Raw genomic sequence first — 14,980 nt, 5'->3', positions numbered from 1 at the left:
AGAGATGAAGAGGTACGTGTGATGGGCTCCCGGCGAATCTGGGTGGGCACGGCGACGGCAGCCCTCCTGCTGGCCATGTCGGCATGCAGCGGTACATCCGACGAGCCCGGCGCCGAGGACGGCAAGGGCGGCTCCCAGCTCCAGTCGGAACAGCCCCACCTCCCCGACCCTGCCACGTCTTTCAAGGACGCCAAGGCACTCGCCGCCGTCCTCCTCCGCGGCGAGGACCTGCCCACGGGCTGGACGGAGGACGCCGAGGGCGACAACGGCGGCATCACGGCACAGCCCGCCTCCTGCGAGGGCCCGTGCGAGGGCCTGACCTTCGAGGGCGTCGGCAACTACACGGACAGCTCGGGGGCGCTGGTCGGTACGAGCGTCAAGGCGTACGGCAGCAAGGACGCGGCGGTCACCGGGTACACCCGGCAGACCGAACTCGCGGACGACGCGCGCCGGGAGGACGGGCCCCCGGTCGGGAACGCGTACACCTATGTGAAGGCCGGCGAGGACGACACCAACGCTCTGCGCGTCATCCACTTCCGGGTCGGTACGACGGTGGTCGCGATCTCGCAGGAGTACCGGAGCGAGGACGCGGAGGGCCTGCAACACTTCGCGGAGGACCAGGCGAAGCGCGTCGAGAAGGCGCTGGCGGGAGGCCAGTAGCACCCGGCCCTCGCACCCGCGGCCCGCGCCTCCCCCGGCCCCCGCTCCTCCCCCGGCCCCCGCTTCACCCTCGTACCCGAATCCACTGGCCTCCCCTCTTCGCTCCCGCGAGGATCGCCGTATGCAGACCGTGCCCTTCCTGACGACCGACCGCCTCGTCCTGCGGCCCTTCACGGACACCGAGGCCGACCTCGACCACCTCGTCGCCCTCGACAACGATCCCGCCGTGATGCGCTTCATCAACGGCGGCGAACCCACCGCCCGCGAGACGATCCGCAGCCGCTCACTCCCCCGCCTGTTGCACACCCATCCGTGCACGGGCGAGCGCGGGTTCTGGGCGGCCGAGGAGCGGGCCACCGGGGCCTTCCTCGGCTGGTTCGAGTTCCGGCCGCTGTCGGACGACGACGCCACCGTCGTGGAGCTGGGCTACCGGCTCAACAAGACCTCCTGGGGCCGCGGTTACGCGACGGAGGGTTCGCGCGCACTGATCGACAAGGGCTTCACGGACCTCGGCACGGAGCGGGTGACGGCGAACACGATGACCGTGAACACCGGCTCCCGGCGCGTGATGGAGAAGTCCGGCCTGACCTTCCTGCGGCACTTCACCGGGGAGTGGCCGGACCCCATCGCAGGCTCTGAGCAGGGCGAGGTCGAGTACGAGCTGACCCACGGGCAATGGGAACAGCTGCGACAGCGGTGAGCGGAAAGGCTCCGCGGCCCGCCCTCACCTACCGGCACGTTGGCCTCCTACCGGCACGGTCGGCGGCAACGGCTCGAAGTCGGCCACCCCCGCGCCCTCTTGACCGAGGGCCGGACCTGCCCGGCGGCTTGACTCTCACACCGTGTCAGGCGGTCAGCTCGGAGACATCATGTTCACCATCGGAGACTTCGCCCGGCTCGGGCGGGTGTCGGTCCGGATGCTGCGTCACTACGACGCGACCGGCCTGCTGCACCCCGCCCGGGTCGACCCCGCCACCGGCTACCGGCACTACACCGCCGCCCAGCTCGCCCGTCTCAACCGGGTCATCGCGCTGAAGGACCTCGGCTTCACCCTGTCGCAGGTCCGGGAGATCCTGGACGAGAAGGTCACCGTCGAGGAACTGCGCGCCATGCTGCGGCTGCGGCAGGCCGAGCTGGAGGCGGCGATGACGGCGGCGGCGGACAGGCTGACGCAGGTCGAGGCGAGGCTCCGGTCGATCGAGAGCGAGGGGCACATGCCCACGAACGATGTCGTCGTGAAGAGCCTGCCGAGCATCCGGATCGCCGAACTCAGGGGCCTGGCAACGGGGTTCGACAACGTCGCAGCGGTCATCCAGCCGCTGTACGAGGAACTCTTCGCGCTCCTCGGCGAGGCGGGCATCACCCCGTCCGGACCCGGCGTCACGTACTACGAGGACGTTCCCGGGAGCGGCATCCTCGTCCACGCGGGCGTGCAGGTGGCGGTTCCCGTACGGGACGACGGCAGGTTGCGGGTCGTGGACCTGCCGCCCGTGGAGTCGGCGGCGACGATTGTGCACCGGGGGCCGATGGCGGCCGTCCTGACGCCGGTGCAGACGCTGGGCCGCTGGATCGACGCCCACGGCCACCGCTCCGCCGGCCACCCCCGCGAGGTCAACCTGGAGTGCCCGGCGGACCAGAACGACTGGGTGACGGAACTCCAGGCACCGATCGCCCGGTCCTGACCGGGCCCGACGGACCGACAGGCAGGAACGGACATGGGACCCCGCACGCGTACTGGCAGGCCGAACGGCGTCTCACCAACAGCGCGCTTCCGCCGCGGAGTTCAGACCCTCGCCGCATCCACGTGACACGGCGATGCCCCCAGGACCGGGCCCGGTCCTGGGGGCATCTTCGTTCAGCGCCGGCCGGAGCCGCCGAGGTGCTTGATCTTCTCGAAGGGGTACGCCCCCACGATCACCACGACCAGGCCGTAGAGGGCGAAGACCGCGAGGCCCCAGGTGGAGACCGACTTGCCGCCGTCGCTCAGGATGACGCTCCCGATCGGTACCAGAGGAGCGAAGCTGAGGGCCGCGGCCCCGGTGCACCAGAACGCCACCAGGCTGTTCGCCCGCTTCCGCAGCGCGGGATCGGACTTCACCTCGGCGGGGACCTCGTACCCGTCGGACCTGTCGCAGACGGTTCCCCGGTACCCCACGCGCGCCGCCAGCGAACTGACTACGCCCAGCAGGAGGAAGCAGCCGAAAATGAACATGTAGGCCATGCTTACCTCATGAGCTCGTCGTGCCGGGCGATGCTAGCGGATGTACTTGATGATGAAGGCGATCACCATGTTGATGGCCTTGTTCTTCACCCAGCCGGGCAGGAACTTCCAGACGACGCCGCCGATTTCGCCGCCGATGCAGCCGATGATGGCGTTCCGGACGTAGGTCTTCTTGCTGGACGCCTTGCCTGCCGCGATGTCGCTGAGGACCGACGTCGGGATGCTGGCCAGAGCGCCCTTCGCGCACCAGGCGGCCGCACCGATGGCGACGGCGGCGATCGGGAACGCGCGGGTCTGGATGCCGCCGGACGGGTTCTGGCTCATCCCCTTCTCGATTTCGGCGAGGGCCTCCGGGCCCATCCCGTCCTCGATGAACCGGCGCTGCTCGGCGGTGATCGCCGGCGTCTGCGCGTCGGCGGCCACGGCCGCCGTAGTGGTGTTCCCCCGGGTGGTGCGGTCGGCGGCCATGGCATTGGGAGCCACGGTGGCGAGCATGGCGGCGCTGGTGACAGCGGCGATTCCGGACAGCGCTATACGACGTGTGGTGGTCTTGCGCACGTGTGTTTTCCCCTGTTGTTCGATACCTCGCCCCCGGGTCAGGGAGGCGAGTTCGTGGTCCGCCCCCCTGGTCGGGGAGGGCGATGACACATGGACCCTCACATCCCGGAGCGCGGGTGGAAAAGGGTGATCACGTGTGAAAGAGATCACGTGCGTCGGCTGAACCCGCACCTCGCGTCGGCCGTGCCTTCTGGGAGAAGAATTCCCGTTGACGGTGGCCCAGTCCGCCTGTTTTCCTCAGCCGGGGGGTGATCAGCGGTAGTCGTCCGGGTGTCCCTGCATCCACGTGTTGATCTTGTCGCGGGTGCCGAGCAACGAGGTCTTGTGCTTCGTGAGGTTCGCCGTCCCGCGGTCGGTGCCGAGCTTCGCGTCGAGCGCCTTGATCCAGGCGAGGGGCTCGGAGAAGTGGCCGGGGCCCTTGGGGTCGGCCTTCATCGACGCCTTGAGGCCCATGAGTTCCTCATTGACGCGCCCCAGGAAGTACCCGCAGCCGCCCGGCGTCTCGCACGAGTCGTTGAGCGTCGCCTGGAGTCCGGCGAAGGCGTCCCGTACTCGTTCGGGTCCGGGCGTCACCGCGGCCTCTGCCCCGGTGTCGGGCACTGCCCCCTCACCGGCCGCGCGGTCGCCCCCGGCACTCGGGACCTCGGACGGCGAACCGGCGTCGGACGGTGCCGCTGTGGCCGCGTCGGCCGAGGGCGCTGCGGTCGCCGACCCTTCCGGCGAGGACGTGGGTCCGCAGGACACGGTGAGCGCGGCAAGGGCCGCGCCGAGGACGGCGGCGCGACGGACAGTGGCTATGAGCATGGTTTCCCCCGGAATCAGTGAGTCGCCCGATCCTAGCCAGCCATCGGCCGAGCGGCGGGAGCCGGTCCCGGAGGCCCGCGCCGCTCCTGGGCGGGTGCGTCACCGACGGCCGGTCGTGTATCGAGTCGTGATCGGTTTGCGGGATTCGCCCTCCTGTCGGGGACGGATCCGGTAATCCGTTGTGCAGCGCCCGGCGGTGGAGCACCGAGCGGGAGAACAGGGGACGGGGACAGGCACGTTCAGGGGGTGCACAGTGGGCAGGTGCGCGTTCCCACCGACGGACGTGGTGGAGTGCACGTTCCCACTGGCGGATGAGGGCGGGTTGATGCGGGGCTCGGTTCTGGACGGGCGGTACGCGCTGGTCGAACGTGTCGGTGCGGGAGGCATGGGTGAGGTGTGGCGGGCCGAGGACGTGCGCCTGCGTCGACAGGTCGCCGTCAAGGTCCTCAACATGCCGCCCGGCACGTCGCCCGCCGAGGGGCAGCGGCTGCTCGCGATGTTCGAGCGGGAGGCACGCGCCGCCGCTGCTCTCGACAGCTCGTACATCGTGCCCGTCTACGACCACGGGACGGCGGACGGCGTCCCGTACCTGGTGATGCCGCTGCTGTCCGGCCGGACCGTGCGGGATCTCCTGAGGGACGCGGGCCCCCCGCCGCTCGTCCGGGTCGCCGCGATCGGCGCGCAGGTCTGCCGCGCACTGGTCACCGCCCACCGGGCCGGCATCGTGCACAGGGACATCAAGCCCGCGAACGTGGTGGTGACGGACGAGGGCACGGCCAAGGTCCTTGACTTCGGCATCGCCAAGTTCCTCGACGCCACAGCCGGGGCCGGGTATCTGACCGGGACTTCGGACGCTCCGGTGGGAACGTTGCACTACATGGCACCGGAACGTTTCACCCGGGCCTCGGACGACGGCCGCTCCGACGTGTACTCGCTCGGCTGCATGGTCCACCAACTGCTGGTCGGTGAGCCGCCGTTCGACACCGGTTCGGCTGCCTCGCTCATGCACTGCCACGTGTACGAGACCCCGCAGGCCCCCTCGGTGCGCCGCCCGGACCTGCCCCCCGCATGGGACGAACTCGTCGTGCGGATGCTGGCCAAACAGCCGCGCGACCGGCCGGACGCCCAGCAGGCGCTGGAGGCCTTCGAGTCGCTGGGCGGCGCGTCGGCCCCCGCCGGGCCTCCCGCACCGGTACCGGCACCTGCTCCGTCCCCCGACACCGACTCCTTCCGCCTCGCCCCGCCGCTGCCCCCGATGCCCCAGGCGCCGCCGGCCCCCGCGTCGTCGCCGCCCGCCGCGTTCCCCCGCACGATCTCGCCGCCGCCGACCGTGACGGCACCCACCGCACCGTCCTCCGCCACGTCCCGGGACCCGGGCTCCGTCGACCCGCCGCCCCCGCAGCGCGGTTCGCGCACCAGGGCCCGGTGGGTGGGCGCGGGCGTGGCGGTGGCCGTCGGCGCGCTGGTGGCGACCCTCGTGGTGGTCGACCCGTTCAAGGGGGGCACGGGCCGAGGCGGTGGCGGCAGCGCTTCCGACGCGGCTGCTCCCGGCGCCAGTGTGTCCCCGGTGGCAAGGACCAGGTACCTCAGCATCGGCTCCGCGGACGACTCCCAGGGTCCCGCCCCCGTCGTCGACGGAGCGCGCAAGGGAGGCACAGTCACCGTCCTCGAACCGAACGCCCTCGCCACGATCGATCCGGGCCGCATGGCACCGGGCACCCACCAGCAGGTGGCCGACCTCCTCCATCGGCGTCTCACCGCCTTCAAGACCGACGAGAGCGGGTACGTGAAACTCGTCGGCGACCTCGCGACGGACGCGGGCCGTTCGACGGACGGCCGGGAGTGGACGTTCACGCTCAAGCCCGGTCTCGTCTACAGCGACGGAACCCCCGTACGCGCCAGGGACTTCAGGTACGCCATCGAGCGGACCACCAGGCCGGAGCTGTCGGAGGGCGACCGTACGGTACGGGACTTCCTCTACGGCCCGAAGACGGGCGCGGTGCGGCGCGGTGCGATCGAGACGCCGGACGACCGCACCGTCGTCTTCCATCTCGACGATGCGCGTTGGGACTTCAACGTCGCCCTCGCGAGTCCGACGGCCGCGCCGATGCCCGAGGGGGCCGCCGATTCCGGGCAGGACGCGAAGGCCGGCGCCGGGCTGCCGAGCACCGGCCCGTACCAGGCCGCGGCCTTCACCGCCGGCAAGGCCCTCACCCTCACCCGCAACCCCCGTTGGCAGCGGAACACCGATCCGGTCCGCACCGCGTACCCCGACGGCTACACGGTGGAGACGGGAATCCCCCTCCCGCAGCTCCGCTTCCGCCTCGCCGCGGAGTCGGCGAAGGGCAGGGCCGTGGCGACCTTCAGCGGCTCCGACGAGCCTCTCTTCACGGCCGGACAGGCGGGCACCGAGGGCGGCGCGCTGAAGTCCGTCCAGGGCCCCACCTGGTACGTCCAGTCGTACGTGATCAATGCCGCCCGGGTGAAGAACCACAAGGCTCGGCTGGCCATCGCGGCCGCGCTCCCCGCCGAGGACGTCCGCCGCGCCAGTGGCGGGAACGGCACTCCGGCCGAGGGCCTGGTGCCGCCCGACGTCGTCGGGGCGCCCGGACACCGGCTGGGCGGATGGGGCCCGAACGGCAGCCCCGCCGAGGGCCGGAAGTTCCTCATCGAGAGCGGTCTGACCGGTCTCCGCCTGACACTCGCCCTCCGGGACGACAGCGTCGCCGACGCGCACCGCGCCGAGGCGGTCAAGGCGGGGCTGAAGAAGGCCGGAATCGACGTGACCATCAAGAAGGTCGGCAGAACCGAGTTCTGGGACGGCATCCGCGACGGCAAGTACGACCTGTACCGCATCGCCGTCGGCAGCGGGCTGCCCACCGCGTCCACCTTCCTGCCCGACTACTTCGACGGCCGCCACCCGCCCTACCCGGCATCGAGCAACTACGGCCGCTTCAACAACGAGGAGGTCAACGAGAGGATCGACGCCGCCCGGAACGTGGAGTCCCTCAGCGACGCGGGCAGCCAGTGGTCCTACGTGAACGAACTGCTGCTGGCACAGGTGGCGGCCGTCCCCGCGTACGTGCCGACACGCACGTACCTCCACTCGGCGAAGCTGCGGGGTCTGCAGGTCAGCATGACCGGCCTCTCCCCTCTGAGGGCCTTCGTGGCCAAATGAGACCCCACCGCCCCCTGCGGCCCTGCCCTCCGGTGTCTCGCGGCCGGGCGTCAGACGAGCAGGCGACGACGGTGGCCCTCAGACGAGCAGGCGACGACGGTAGCCCTCGGCCACCGCCGAGGCACGGTCACGCACGCCGAGAGGTATCCGACCGCGCCCACCTCGATCGCCGGCAGTACGTCGCTCTCGCTGTCGAAGGGGGTAAGGATCAACACCCGGGTGTTCGGCGCCCGCTCGCGCAGGGCCGCGGGCGACGTGCTGCCCGTAGCGCTTGCGCAGATGTCGAAAGACAGCTGCCTTAAGGTGTGTGCCACGAAGATCCGTCAGCGGCCTGGAGGCGACGCGTCCATGCAGATGAAGTTGAGTGCGATAACCCTCGACTGCCCTGATCCGCCGGCCCTGGCGACCTTCTATCAGCAGGCCACCGGCCTCGCACCGCACCCGAAGTCGAACGCCGACTTCGCGAGTCTCCACCGGGAGGGTCACGTCCTCGTCGGCTTCCAACGGGTCGACGGCTACCGCGCTCCGAGCTGGCCCGACCCGGACGTCCCGCAGCAGCTCCATCTCTGCTTCGAGGTCGAGGCGGACCTGGACGAGGCCGAGACCCGCCTGCTGGAGCTGGGGGCGAAGAAGCCGGATCAGCAGCCCCACCCGGAGAGGTGGCGGGTCCTCACCGACCCGGCCGGGCATCCCTTCTGCATCGTCAGAGGCTGAGACCGCCTCCCCGCCGGGGCCGCAGCCGTTGTGCCGCAGGTCAGGCTTGCGCGGCGTTGCCTGCCCGTGGCGGGCGCACCATGAAGACGTCGGTCGGATCCTGGGCCTCCACGAGAAATCACTGCCTGCCTTCGGACGCTGTACGGCGACGACGCCGTGGTGTGTGACGATCAGCCGCCGCTCGTCGACACCGGAGTGTCAGGACGTCTCCTTGTGGACGGCTTCGATGTTGTTGCCGTCCGGATCACTGACGAACGCACAGTAGGCGCGGTACTCCCCCCACGCGCGGGGCGCGTGCCGGGAGACTCCCCCGGCCGCCACCGCAGCCGCATGGAAGGCGTCCACGGTCTCGCGGCTGTCGGCCGTGAACGCGAGGTGCACCCCCGTGGTGACGGTGTTCCTCGCGCGTTCCAGGGACAACGACGGCGTGTCCCGCTCCGGACGCCAGTACTCGGTGACGCCGTCGGCCCGGTAGCCGACTCCGACCCCCAGAGCTCCCAGCGCGGCGGTGTAGAACCGTTCGCTGGCCTCGAAGTCCGAGGCGAACACCCCGAGGTGATGGACGAAGGACGCCGTTGTCTCCATGACCGCCGAGCCTACGGAACAACAGCTCGCGCGGCCGCTCCGACGCTCGTCGCCGCTCCGGATGACCTCCCGGTCACGGTGCCGGTACCAAGGTGCCGCCGCCTCGGGCGTCCCGGGTGCGTCCGTAGCATCCGTCGGGCGGCGCCCGCGCCGGGGCCCGTCCCGTCCCAGGGAGCACCGTGCGGTCCCTGCGCCCCACGTCAGCGTGGCAACGTCACCCAGGACTTGACGCCCCGGTGCGGTGGCAGCGCCTCCTCCACGCCCCAGTCCCCGCCCCAGTCCTCGACCGCCTCCGACGTGAGCCACAGGGCACGTCGCCGCCGTACGAAGCACAGCGACGCCGCGTCCGGCTCCGCGTGTGGCGGATGCTGGTCCCAGACGACCAGGCGCAAGGAACCGTCCCGGTGTCGCAGGGAGACGTACAGGTCCGCGCGGTCCGTCAATCTGCAAGCCGCGGCGATCAGTTCGGTGACCGCGAGCGTCGCCACCAGCCCGTACCGGTCCAGGCCGTGGGCGTGCAGGGCGGCGTTCATGGCTGTTCGTACGATCCCGGCACTGCGGGCCTCGCCCGGGACGGTCAGGCTCAGCGCGAGGCCGTCGGCCTCCGCGTGAGTGGTTCTGGCCGGGGCAGTGTCCGGCATGGCGGCCACCGGACAGAGAAGCGGGTTCGACGTCGTCGACGTCATCATTGGACTCCCTTGCTGGGCATGGGTGTTGCGCGTCGCCCCGGTACGTCGTCGAGCAGTGGCCTGTCTCCCTGGCGCGAGGCTGCCCCTCCCAGGGATGGAGGTTCGGGCAGGCTCGCGCGATGCACTTCCAACTCGGTCGCGTAGTCGGTGCGTTACTGACTGTAGGGCATCTCACGGTACATGTACCGTGGAATGGCAAATACTCTCCGTACGTAAGTGGACCGGCCGAGCGACGCCGAGGCAGACTGAGCCAGACTTTTATGCCTGACAAGAGGGGGCTCATGTCGCCGAGAGGAACACCCACCGAGCGCCAGCGACGCGTGGGTTCCGAACTGCGGAAGATGCGGATCGACGCGGGCATGACCGTGGAGTTCGCTGCCGGACTACTCGGCGTACCTCGCACCAACGTGCCCAACATGGAATCCGGGCGGGTGGGTGTCAGCGCCGTGCGGGTGCGCACCCTGGCGGCCAACTATGGCTGCTCGGACCAGGACTACGTCGAAGCGCTGGTACGCATGGCGACCACTCGCGGAAAGGGCTGGTGGGAGTCGTACCGGGGACAACTGCCGGCCGCGATCCTCGACATCGACGAGATGGAGTGGCACGCGCGCCGTCTCCGTATCGCCCTGTCAGTACACATGCCTGGCCTGCTGGACACCGAGGAGCACGCCCGCGCGGTGTTCGAGCAGGTCATCCCTCCGATCCCGCGCCGTGAGATCGATATCCGAGTCGCCCATCGGCTGGCCCGCCAGCGCGCGCTGGACAAGCCCGACCCTCCTGCTGTCGACCTGGTCATTCACGAGGCTGCTCTGCGCATGGAGTTCGGGGGCCCCAAGGTCGCGAGGAGGCAACTCGAACACGTACTGAAAGTGTCGGAGCGAGACAACGTGACCGTCCAAGTGGTGCCCTTCAAAGCGGGCGGCTTCCCCGGCGCGGGGCAATCTGTCATCTACGCGGAGGGTGAGGTCCCACAACTGGACGTCGTGGAGTTGGACAGCACGCACGGGCCCGAGTTCCTCAATTCGGACATGCAGCTCCGGAAGTACCGTGCCCTGCTGGACCGGATGCACGAAGTGGCCCTCAGCCCTCGCGAATCACACGCCTTCGTCCGTACCATCGCCGACCAGCTCTAGGAGATTCCGGCATGCCGACCATCCACTGGGACGAAGCCTTCTGCGGTGAAGGCGCGAACTGCTTCCGTATAGGGACCGACGACGCCGACAACGCGTACATCGCCGTCCTCGGACAGGAGGACACCCCTCTCACCGACACCCGCGAAGCTCTCCGCAACCTCATCCTCGACATCAAGGCCGGCAAGGCCGACCACCTCCTCTGACGCGCGCCGCCACGACTCCGCGAACTTCGCGTGCGAGGGAAAGGCTTCGGGCAGCCCGCCCCGCTGGCCCGGAGTCGCGGCGACTCCGGTTCCGCCCGAGTGCCGACGACCCGATGAGAAGCCGGTGTCATCGACGATCAAGGCGGTGACGCTCGATCAACTACCGCAGCCCGGCCGAGGCGGCCCTCACATCAGCCGCCCTGGCATGGGCTGGAAGTGATGGGCCCTCCCCCAGCCGCAGCCCGCGCAAATACCCCCAGCAACACCGGTCCGCCCGCGCAAGCATCTCGCACTGTTCCGCCACGCAGTCCTTCGGATACCACCGGACCACGGCCAGCTTCGGCACGCCGCTCGGGAACAGGACACACCCACGTCCACGGAAGCCCTCGGAGAACCCACACGAAACGGCGCGTCGGAGATATCCCTGCCCGAAACCGGAAAAAGTGGGTGCAGTGGTGGGGCTATCAGGAGTTCATTGACCAGTCGATCATCCTGGCATACGATCGGCGCCGATCGGGTGGAACTGCTCTGCGCTTTGACGGAGTTAGCTATTCCGAAACTCCGCAGAGAAGGCAGGAAAAGCCCCTCGGGTCCGTTTGCACGCACAGCTGCGACTGGTGTCGCTGTCGCTACGACATTCCTCGCTACGACGTCTGCAATTCGGCGCAACATGGGCTGTGGACTGGGAAGACAGACATAGGGCCATCTGCATCGCAAATAACGATGGCGGCGACTCCGAATGCATTGGCCACTCTGCCCCCTTTGAAGGTACCGAAGTGAAATTTGATCAGGCGACCCCCGCGACCTCCGAGGAGAGCGCCCCTCAGGTACCCCCGTCCAATGGCAGCAACAAGCGGGAACAGCGGCCGTCGCGCCGCGGGGCGTATGTTGCGGCAGGCATCGTCGCAGCGGTCGTTGCAGCAGCGGCAATTGCCGTGACTCTGACCATGGGCGGCAACGGCGAACAAGGGCAGCAATCCAGCGCCAAGTCCGCCGGCCCGGACGTTACGGCCCGTCCGGATCAGTCACCGCCGCGGGACCTGATCGCGGCGGGAAAGATTGCCCTCTCGGCCTACCACACCACAAAGGATGTGAAGCAGCCGAACGGGGACGTCATTCGCACGTACAACTGGCGGTTGCTCAATACGAACACCGGGCGGTACGAGGAAACCGATTGGGCCTGGCTCTCAGTTGCTCCCGGGATGCAGACAGCCGCCGTGCTGGAGCGGGGGCTGCCTGCGAAGCGCGTTGGGCTGTTGAGCCTGGCCACCGGCAAGGTGACGCGCTGGATCGACGTCGACAAGGGTGTCGGTGGCGTGCAGTTCTCACCGGACGGCAAGAAACTGCTGGCAACGGCATACGGCCTCAACCCGGACCGGATGTTCATGGACACGCCTCAACAGGTGAACGGGAAGAAGCAGCCGGGGCCGAAAGCGAGCCGCACCGGCTTCTACGCCATCGACGTCGCTACCGGCAAGGCGGACTTCGCCGATCGACCGGCCGACAAGACCGCGGTGCTGATGCCGGGCGGTGGGCGCAAGGACTTCCGCTGGAGCCATGACAGCAAGCTGCTGTGGGAGTACCGGACCGACAATCCCGGCAGGATCTTCTACACCCTGAAGGGCAGCGAGACCCAGGCTCCGAAGGCGGAGGCGCATCTGGACTACGCGGAGGCGGGTCTGTCTCCCGATGGGAATCTGGTGGCCGGCTCGTTCGCGGGGAAGAAGGGTCAGATCATCTCCGAGGTGCTGGATGCCAGGACCGGTAAGCGAGCCGCACTGGTACCCGGGCAGCAGTTGCTCGCGTGGGCGGACGACAAGCACCTCGTTGCCTGGAGCTGCGATCCCGAGCAGTGCGACCCCGGCCGGGGGGAGTTCCGCAACCAGCTGATCCTGGTCGGTCCGGAGGACGAGACCGTGACGCCGCTCTCCGGTTTCCGCGAGGCGAAGCTCCACTACGACGGCCGCTGGAATCCGGTGTTCACGAGGCGCTGAGCTGCGCAGCACCGGCTACTGCAAGGGTCCTTGCCCTCGGTCGTGCGGGTCAGCCCGCCGCCCGGGCACCGGCACGCAGCGCCGTCCGCCCACCGTGGCCGAAGGGAACCGGGCCGGGGCCTGGACAACGCGGCCTTCGCGAAAGCGCGGTTGACGACCGTGTCCCGCTGGACTCCTGCTCAGGAGGGTCGCTCTGGTCGACCCACCTCCCGGGCAGGAGTCCTCCCCGGTCTCACAACAACGGCTCAGAGCCGCGGTTGTTTTCCGGTCAAGCGGCCCGCGGCCGATCTACTCGTTGAACCTTCCGGACTTGCGGACGATGCCGTCACCCGACCACCAGAAGTGCATCACGTAGTAGTTCGCGCCGATGTCGTACCCCTTCTTGTCGCAGCCTTTGTCGCCGCCGTCGTCGAGGTACAGGTAGGTGGTGCCGGTGAAGTAGTCGACCAACTGGCCTTCCACACCGTGCCCGTCCGCATTGGTGTCACAGATCTCGAAGACATCCCCGTCATCATGGAAGAGCATGTAGCCGCGACTGCTCTTGACGAAGATGTCGGTGTTACTGGCGCGGGAGGCACCCGCCTCGCCCGCCTCGACGGCGTGGGCCGGCGATGCCACTGTGCCGAGCACCGTGGCGAGCGCGGCAGCGCCCACAGCCAATCGCCTGAATGAACTGCTCAACGAATCTTCCCCTTGGAATGCGCTGACCCGAAAGAACGGGTCCCCTCTGATCGACGCCAAACTTTCTGGGACGCAGGTGCGCTATTCCCGGAACGACTTCGACGCCAACGTGCCGCCACCACCATTCCAGTGGAGCCTCATCTGATAGGTGTACGATGGGGACTTCTGGACGTCGTGACCCTTCTTGTCACAACCGGCGTCGCCACCGTCGTCAACCCGGAGAATCTCGCCGAATCCCGGCACAGGGCTGTTGTCGTTGTTCTCCAGCAGCACGCCCGTGACGCCGTGGCCGTCCGCCTTGGTGTCGCAGACCTCGAACACGTCGCCATTGTCGTGGTAGAGGAAATAGCCGTGCTGGAACTTCAGGATGATGTCGGAGTCGGCCAGGGCCGGAGTCGCCGTAGCGGCTAGCAACGTGGCGGCGGCTGCGCCGGTGACGGCTACGCGGGTGAACGATCTACGCATTGCTTCCTCATTCTCTACTGGACTGCCCGGCAGCCCAATGGAAGACGCACTTCTTGTCGAGCGGAGAAGGACGCAGGGCAGACTGCGTCGGCAGGCCTACTCGCTGAAGTACCTGGAGTACTGGACGGGGCCGCCACCGTCCCAAAAAAAGCTCATACGGTACTGCGCGGAGTCCACGTTGTAACCCTGCTTGTCGCAGTTCTCGTCACCACCGTCGTCGATGTGCATGACGTTCCCCGTGCCCGTTTTCGTCAGAAGTCCATGGACCCCGTGGCCGTCGGGGTTCATGTCGCAGATCTGGAAGACGTCCACACTGTCCTTGTACGTCATGTAGCCACGATTGCTGTTGAGCGTGATGTCGGAGTCGGCCAGAGCCGGAGTCGCTGTCGCGACGAGCGTCGCGGCAACAGCCGCTCCTGTCACAGCTATACGAGCAAAAGTCTTCTTCACTTGTTCTTCACTTTCCCCACGTGACTGCAGAATATTTTGAGAGAGCTCGGGAAAGTTCCCCCGGTGGGCGCTGATCATAGGTGAGGGAAATCAAGTGGTAAAGGACGGGTCGAGCTCGCTGGTGCATTCACTCGCAGAGGGTGACAGAGGTGGGGGGAATCAAATTGGACCATGAATCCGACATGAGCCAATAAGAGGTGCCAGGGCGAGTGGGAACATCGCATGCGTGCACACGGTGGGTAGCGGCCAGGCGCCCCTGTGATGTGCGTCACGGCATGCAAGGTTCTGTGCTTTGGGGGCAGGTGAGCCTGTTTCGGTGTTTCCGAGAGCCGCGACAGGCCCAGCGCGACTGCTGGCGTGCGACTGGCCGGGTCCGGGGAGCACAGGACGAACGCACCGTGACCTGCGGCGAGGGGAGTTCTTCGCGTTGAGTGCCTTCTCGCGGGCCTTCGCCCGGGGCGAGTTCGCCGACTGAGATCGTCGGCCGGAAGTGCACCTGCCGCCTGGCCGGGGGCGTCTGGACTGGTCGTCGTTGCCAGGGTTCTGCGCGAGGGGTGAGCGGGGCGGGGTCGCCGACAGTGACGCGTCCGCGGTCTCCGGGGTCATCGAGCCCGTGCGGCCACGGGCTCGGTCGGGCCGGTCCCT

General features: G+C 68.6%; 16 protein-coding genes. 8 read left to right on the top strand and 8 right to left on the bottom strand.

Features of this window, described 5'->3' with window-relative positions; translation table 11 throughout:
- Positions 1 to 21 precede the first annotated feature (21 nt).
- The 3 genes from HNQ79_RS08225 (at position 22) to HNQ79_RS08215 (ending at position 2,342) form a co-directional block, all read left to right on the top strand.
- The gene (locus tag HNQ79_RS08225) at positions 22 to 660 is read left to right on the top strand and encodes a hypothetical protein (protein ID WP_185028493.1); all 639 of its coding nucleotides are present in this window, start codon (positions 22 to 24) and stop codon (positions 658 to 660) included.
- A 121-nt stretch (positions 661 to 781) separates the two neighbouring features.
- Complete coding sequence (locus HNQ79_RS08220) at positions 782 to 1,360, top strand: GNAT family N-acetyltransferase (RefSeq protein WP_185028491.1); 579 nt, start codon at positions 782 to 784, stop codon at positions 1,358 to 1,360.
- A gap of 169 nt (positions 1,361 to 1,529) precedes the next feature.
- Complete coding sequence (locus HNQ79_RS08215; protein WP_185028489.1) at positions 1,530 to 2,342, top strand: MerR family transcriptional regulator; 813 nt, start codon at positions 1,530 to 1,532, stop codon at positions 2,340 to 2,342.
- 173 nt (positions 2,343 to 2,515) lie between these two features.
- Here HNQ79_RS08215 and HNQ79_RS08210 read toward each other — a convergent pair whose 3' ends face one another.
- From HNQ79_RS08210 to HNQ79_RS08200, 3 genes are all read right to left on the bottom strand, one after another.
- Complete coding sequence (locus HNQ79_RS08210) at positions 2,516 to 2,881, bottom strand: hypothetical protein (protein ID WP_185028487.1); 366 nt, start codon at positions 2,879 to 2,881, stop codon at positions 2,516 to 2,518.
- Positions 2,882 to 2,914: 33 nt separating this feature from the next.
- Positions 2,915 to 3,439 (bottom strand): hypothetical protein, encoded by a 525-nt coding sequence (locus tag HNQ79_RS08205; RefSeq protein WP_185028485.1) that lies wholly within the window; start codon positions 3,437 to 3,439, stop codon positions 2,915 to 2,917.
- A gap of 252 nt (positions 3,440 to 3,691) precedes the next feature.
- The gene (locus tag HNQ79_RS08200) at positions 3,692 to 4,243 is read right to left on the bottom strand and encodes a hypothetical protein (RefSeq protein WP_185028483.1); all 552 of its coding nucleotides are present in this window, start codon (positions 4,241 to 4,243) and stop codon (positions 3,692 to 3,694) included.
- A gap of 325 nt (positions 4,244 to 4,568) precedes the next feature.
- Here HNQ79_RS08200 and HNQ79_RS08195 point away from each other — a divergent pair, with 325 nt between their 5' ends.
- Positions 4,569 to 7,421 (top strand): ABC transporter substrate-binding protein, encoded by a 2,853-nt coding sequence (locus tag HNQ79_RS08195; RefSeq protein ID WP_185028481.1) that lies wholly within the window; start codon positions 4,569 to 4,571, stop codon positions 7,419 to 7,421.
- Between the two features lie 354 nt (positions 7,422 to 7,775).
- A complete protein-coding gene (locus tag HNQ79_RS08190; RefSeq protein WP_185028793.1) occupies positions 7,776 to 8,135 on the top strand; it encodes a VOC family protein in 360 nt (119 codons plus the stop codon).
- A gap of 198 nt (positions 8,136 to 8,333) precedes the next feature.
- Here HNQ79_RS08190 and HNQ79_RS08185 read toward each other — a convergent pair whose 3' ends face one another.
- Positions 8,334 to 8,720 carry a VOC family protein gene (locus HNQ79_RS08185; RefSeq protein WP_185028479.1) on the bottom strand — a complete coding sequence of 129 codons (387 nt, stop codon included), beginning with the start codon at positions 8,718 to 8,720 and terminating at the stop codon, positions 8,334 to 8,336.
- A gap of 200 nt (positions 8,721 to 8,920) precedes the next feature.
- Positions 8,921 to 9,361, bottom strand: coding sequence for an ATP-binding protein (locus HNQ79_RS08180; RefSeq protein WP_185028477.1), 441 nt, complete (start codon positions 9,359 to 9,361; stop codon positions 8,921 to 8,923).
- 329 nt (positions 9,362 to 9,690) lie between these two features.
- Here HNQ79_RS08180 and HNQ79_RS08175 point away from each other — a divergent pair, with 329 nt between their 5' ends.
- The 3 genes from HNQ79_RS08175 to HNQ79_RS08165 all read left to right on the top strand — a co-directional run bounded on the left by HNQ79_RS08175 (position 9,691) and on the right by HNQ79_RS08165 (position 12,739).
- Entirely contained in the window at positions 9,691 to 10,542 is an 852-nt protein-coding gene (locus HNQ79_RS08175) for a helix-turn-helix domain-containing protein (protein WP_185028475.1), read from the top strand.
- An 11-nt stretch (positions 10,543 to 10,553) separates the two neighbouring features.
- The gene (locus HNQ79_RS08170) at positions 10,554 to 10,745 is read left to right on the top strand and encodes a hypothetical protein (RefSeq protein ID WP_185028473.1); all 192 of its coding nucleotides are present in this window, start codon (positions 10,554 to 10,556) and stop codon (positions 10,743 to 10,745) included.
- Positions 10,746 to 11,521: 776 nt separating this feature from the next.
- Positions 11,522 to 12,739 carry a hypothetical protein gene (locus HNQ79_RS08165; protein ID WP_185028471.1) on the top strand — a complete coding sequence of 406 codons (1,218 nt, stop codon included), beginning with the start codon at positions 11,522 to 11,524 and terminating at the stop codon, positions 12,737 to 12,739.
- Between the two features lie 288 nt (positions 12,740 to 13,027).
- On the opposite strand, the gene HNQ79_RS08160 is transcribed toward HNQ79_RS08165, so the two are convergent.
- From HNQ79_RS08160 to HNQ79_RS08150, 3 genes are all read right to left on the bottom strand, one after another.
- A complete protein-coding gene (locus HNQ79_RS08160; RefSeq protein ID WP_221507459.1) occupies positions 13,028 to 13,399 on the bottom strand; it encodes a hypothetical protein in 372 nt (123 codons plus the stop codon).
- Between the two features lie 102 nt (positions 13,400 to 13,501).
- Positions 13,502 to 13,885 (bottom strand): hypothetical protein, encoded by a 384-nt coding sequence (locus HNQ79_RS08155; protein ID WP_185028467.1) that lies wholly within the window; start codon positions 13,883 to 13,885, stop codon positions 13,502 to 13,504.
- Between the two features lie 96 nt (positions 13,886 to 13,981).
- Positions 13,982 to 14,308, bottom strand: coding sequence for a hypothetical protein (locus tag HNQ79_RS08150; RefSeq protein ID WP_185028465.1), 327 nt, complete (start codon positions 14,306 to 14,308; stop codon positions 13,982 to 13,984).
- Positions 14,309 to 14,980: the final 672 nt, after the last annotated feature.

The sequence above is a fragment of the Streptomyces candidus genome (assembly GCF_014207445.1).
Lineage (GTDB): Bacteria > Actinomycetota > Actinomycetes > Streptomycetales > Streptomycetaceae > Streptomyces > Streptomyces candidus.
The sequence above is the reverse complement of the archived record's forward strand: the minus strand, read 5'-3'. Positions and strand labels throughout refer to the sequence as shown.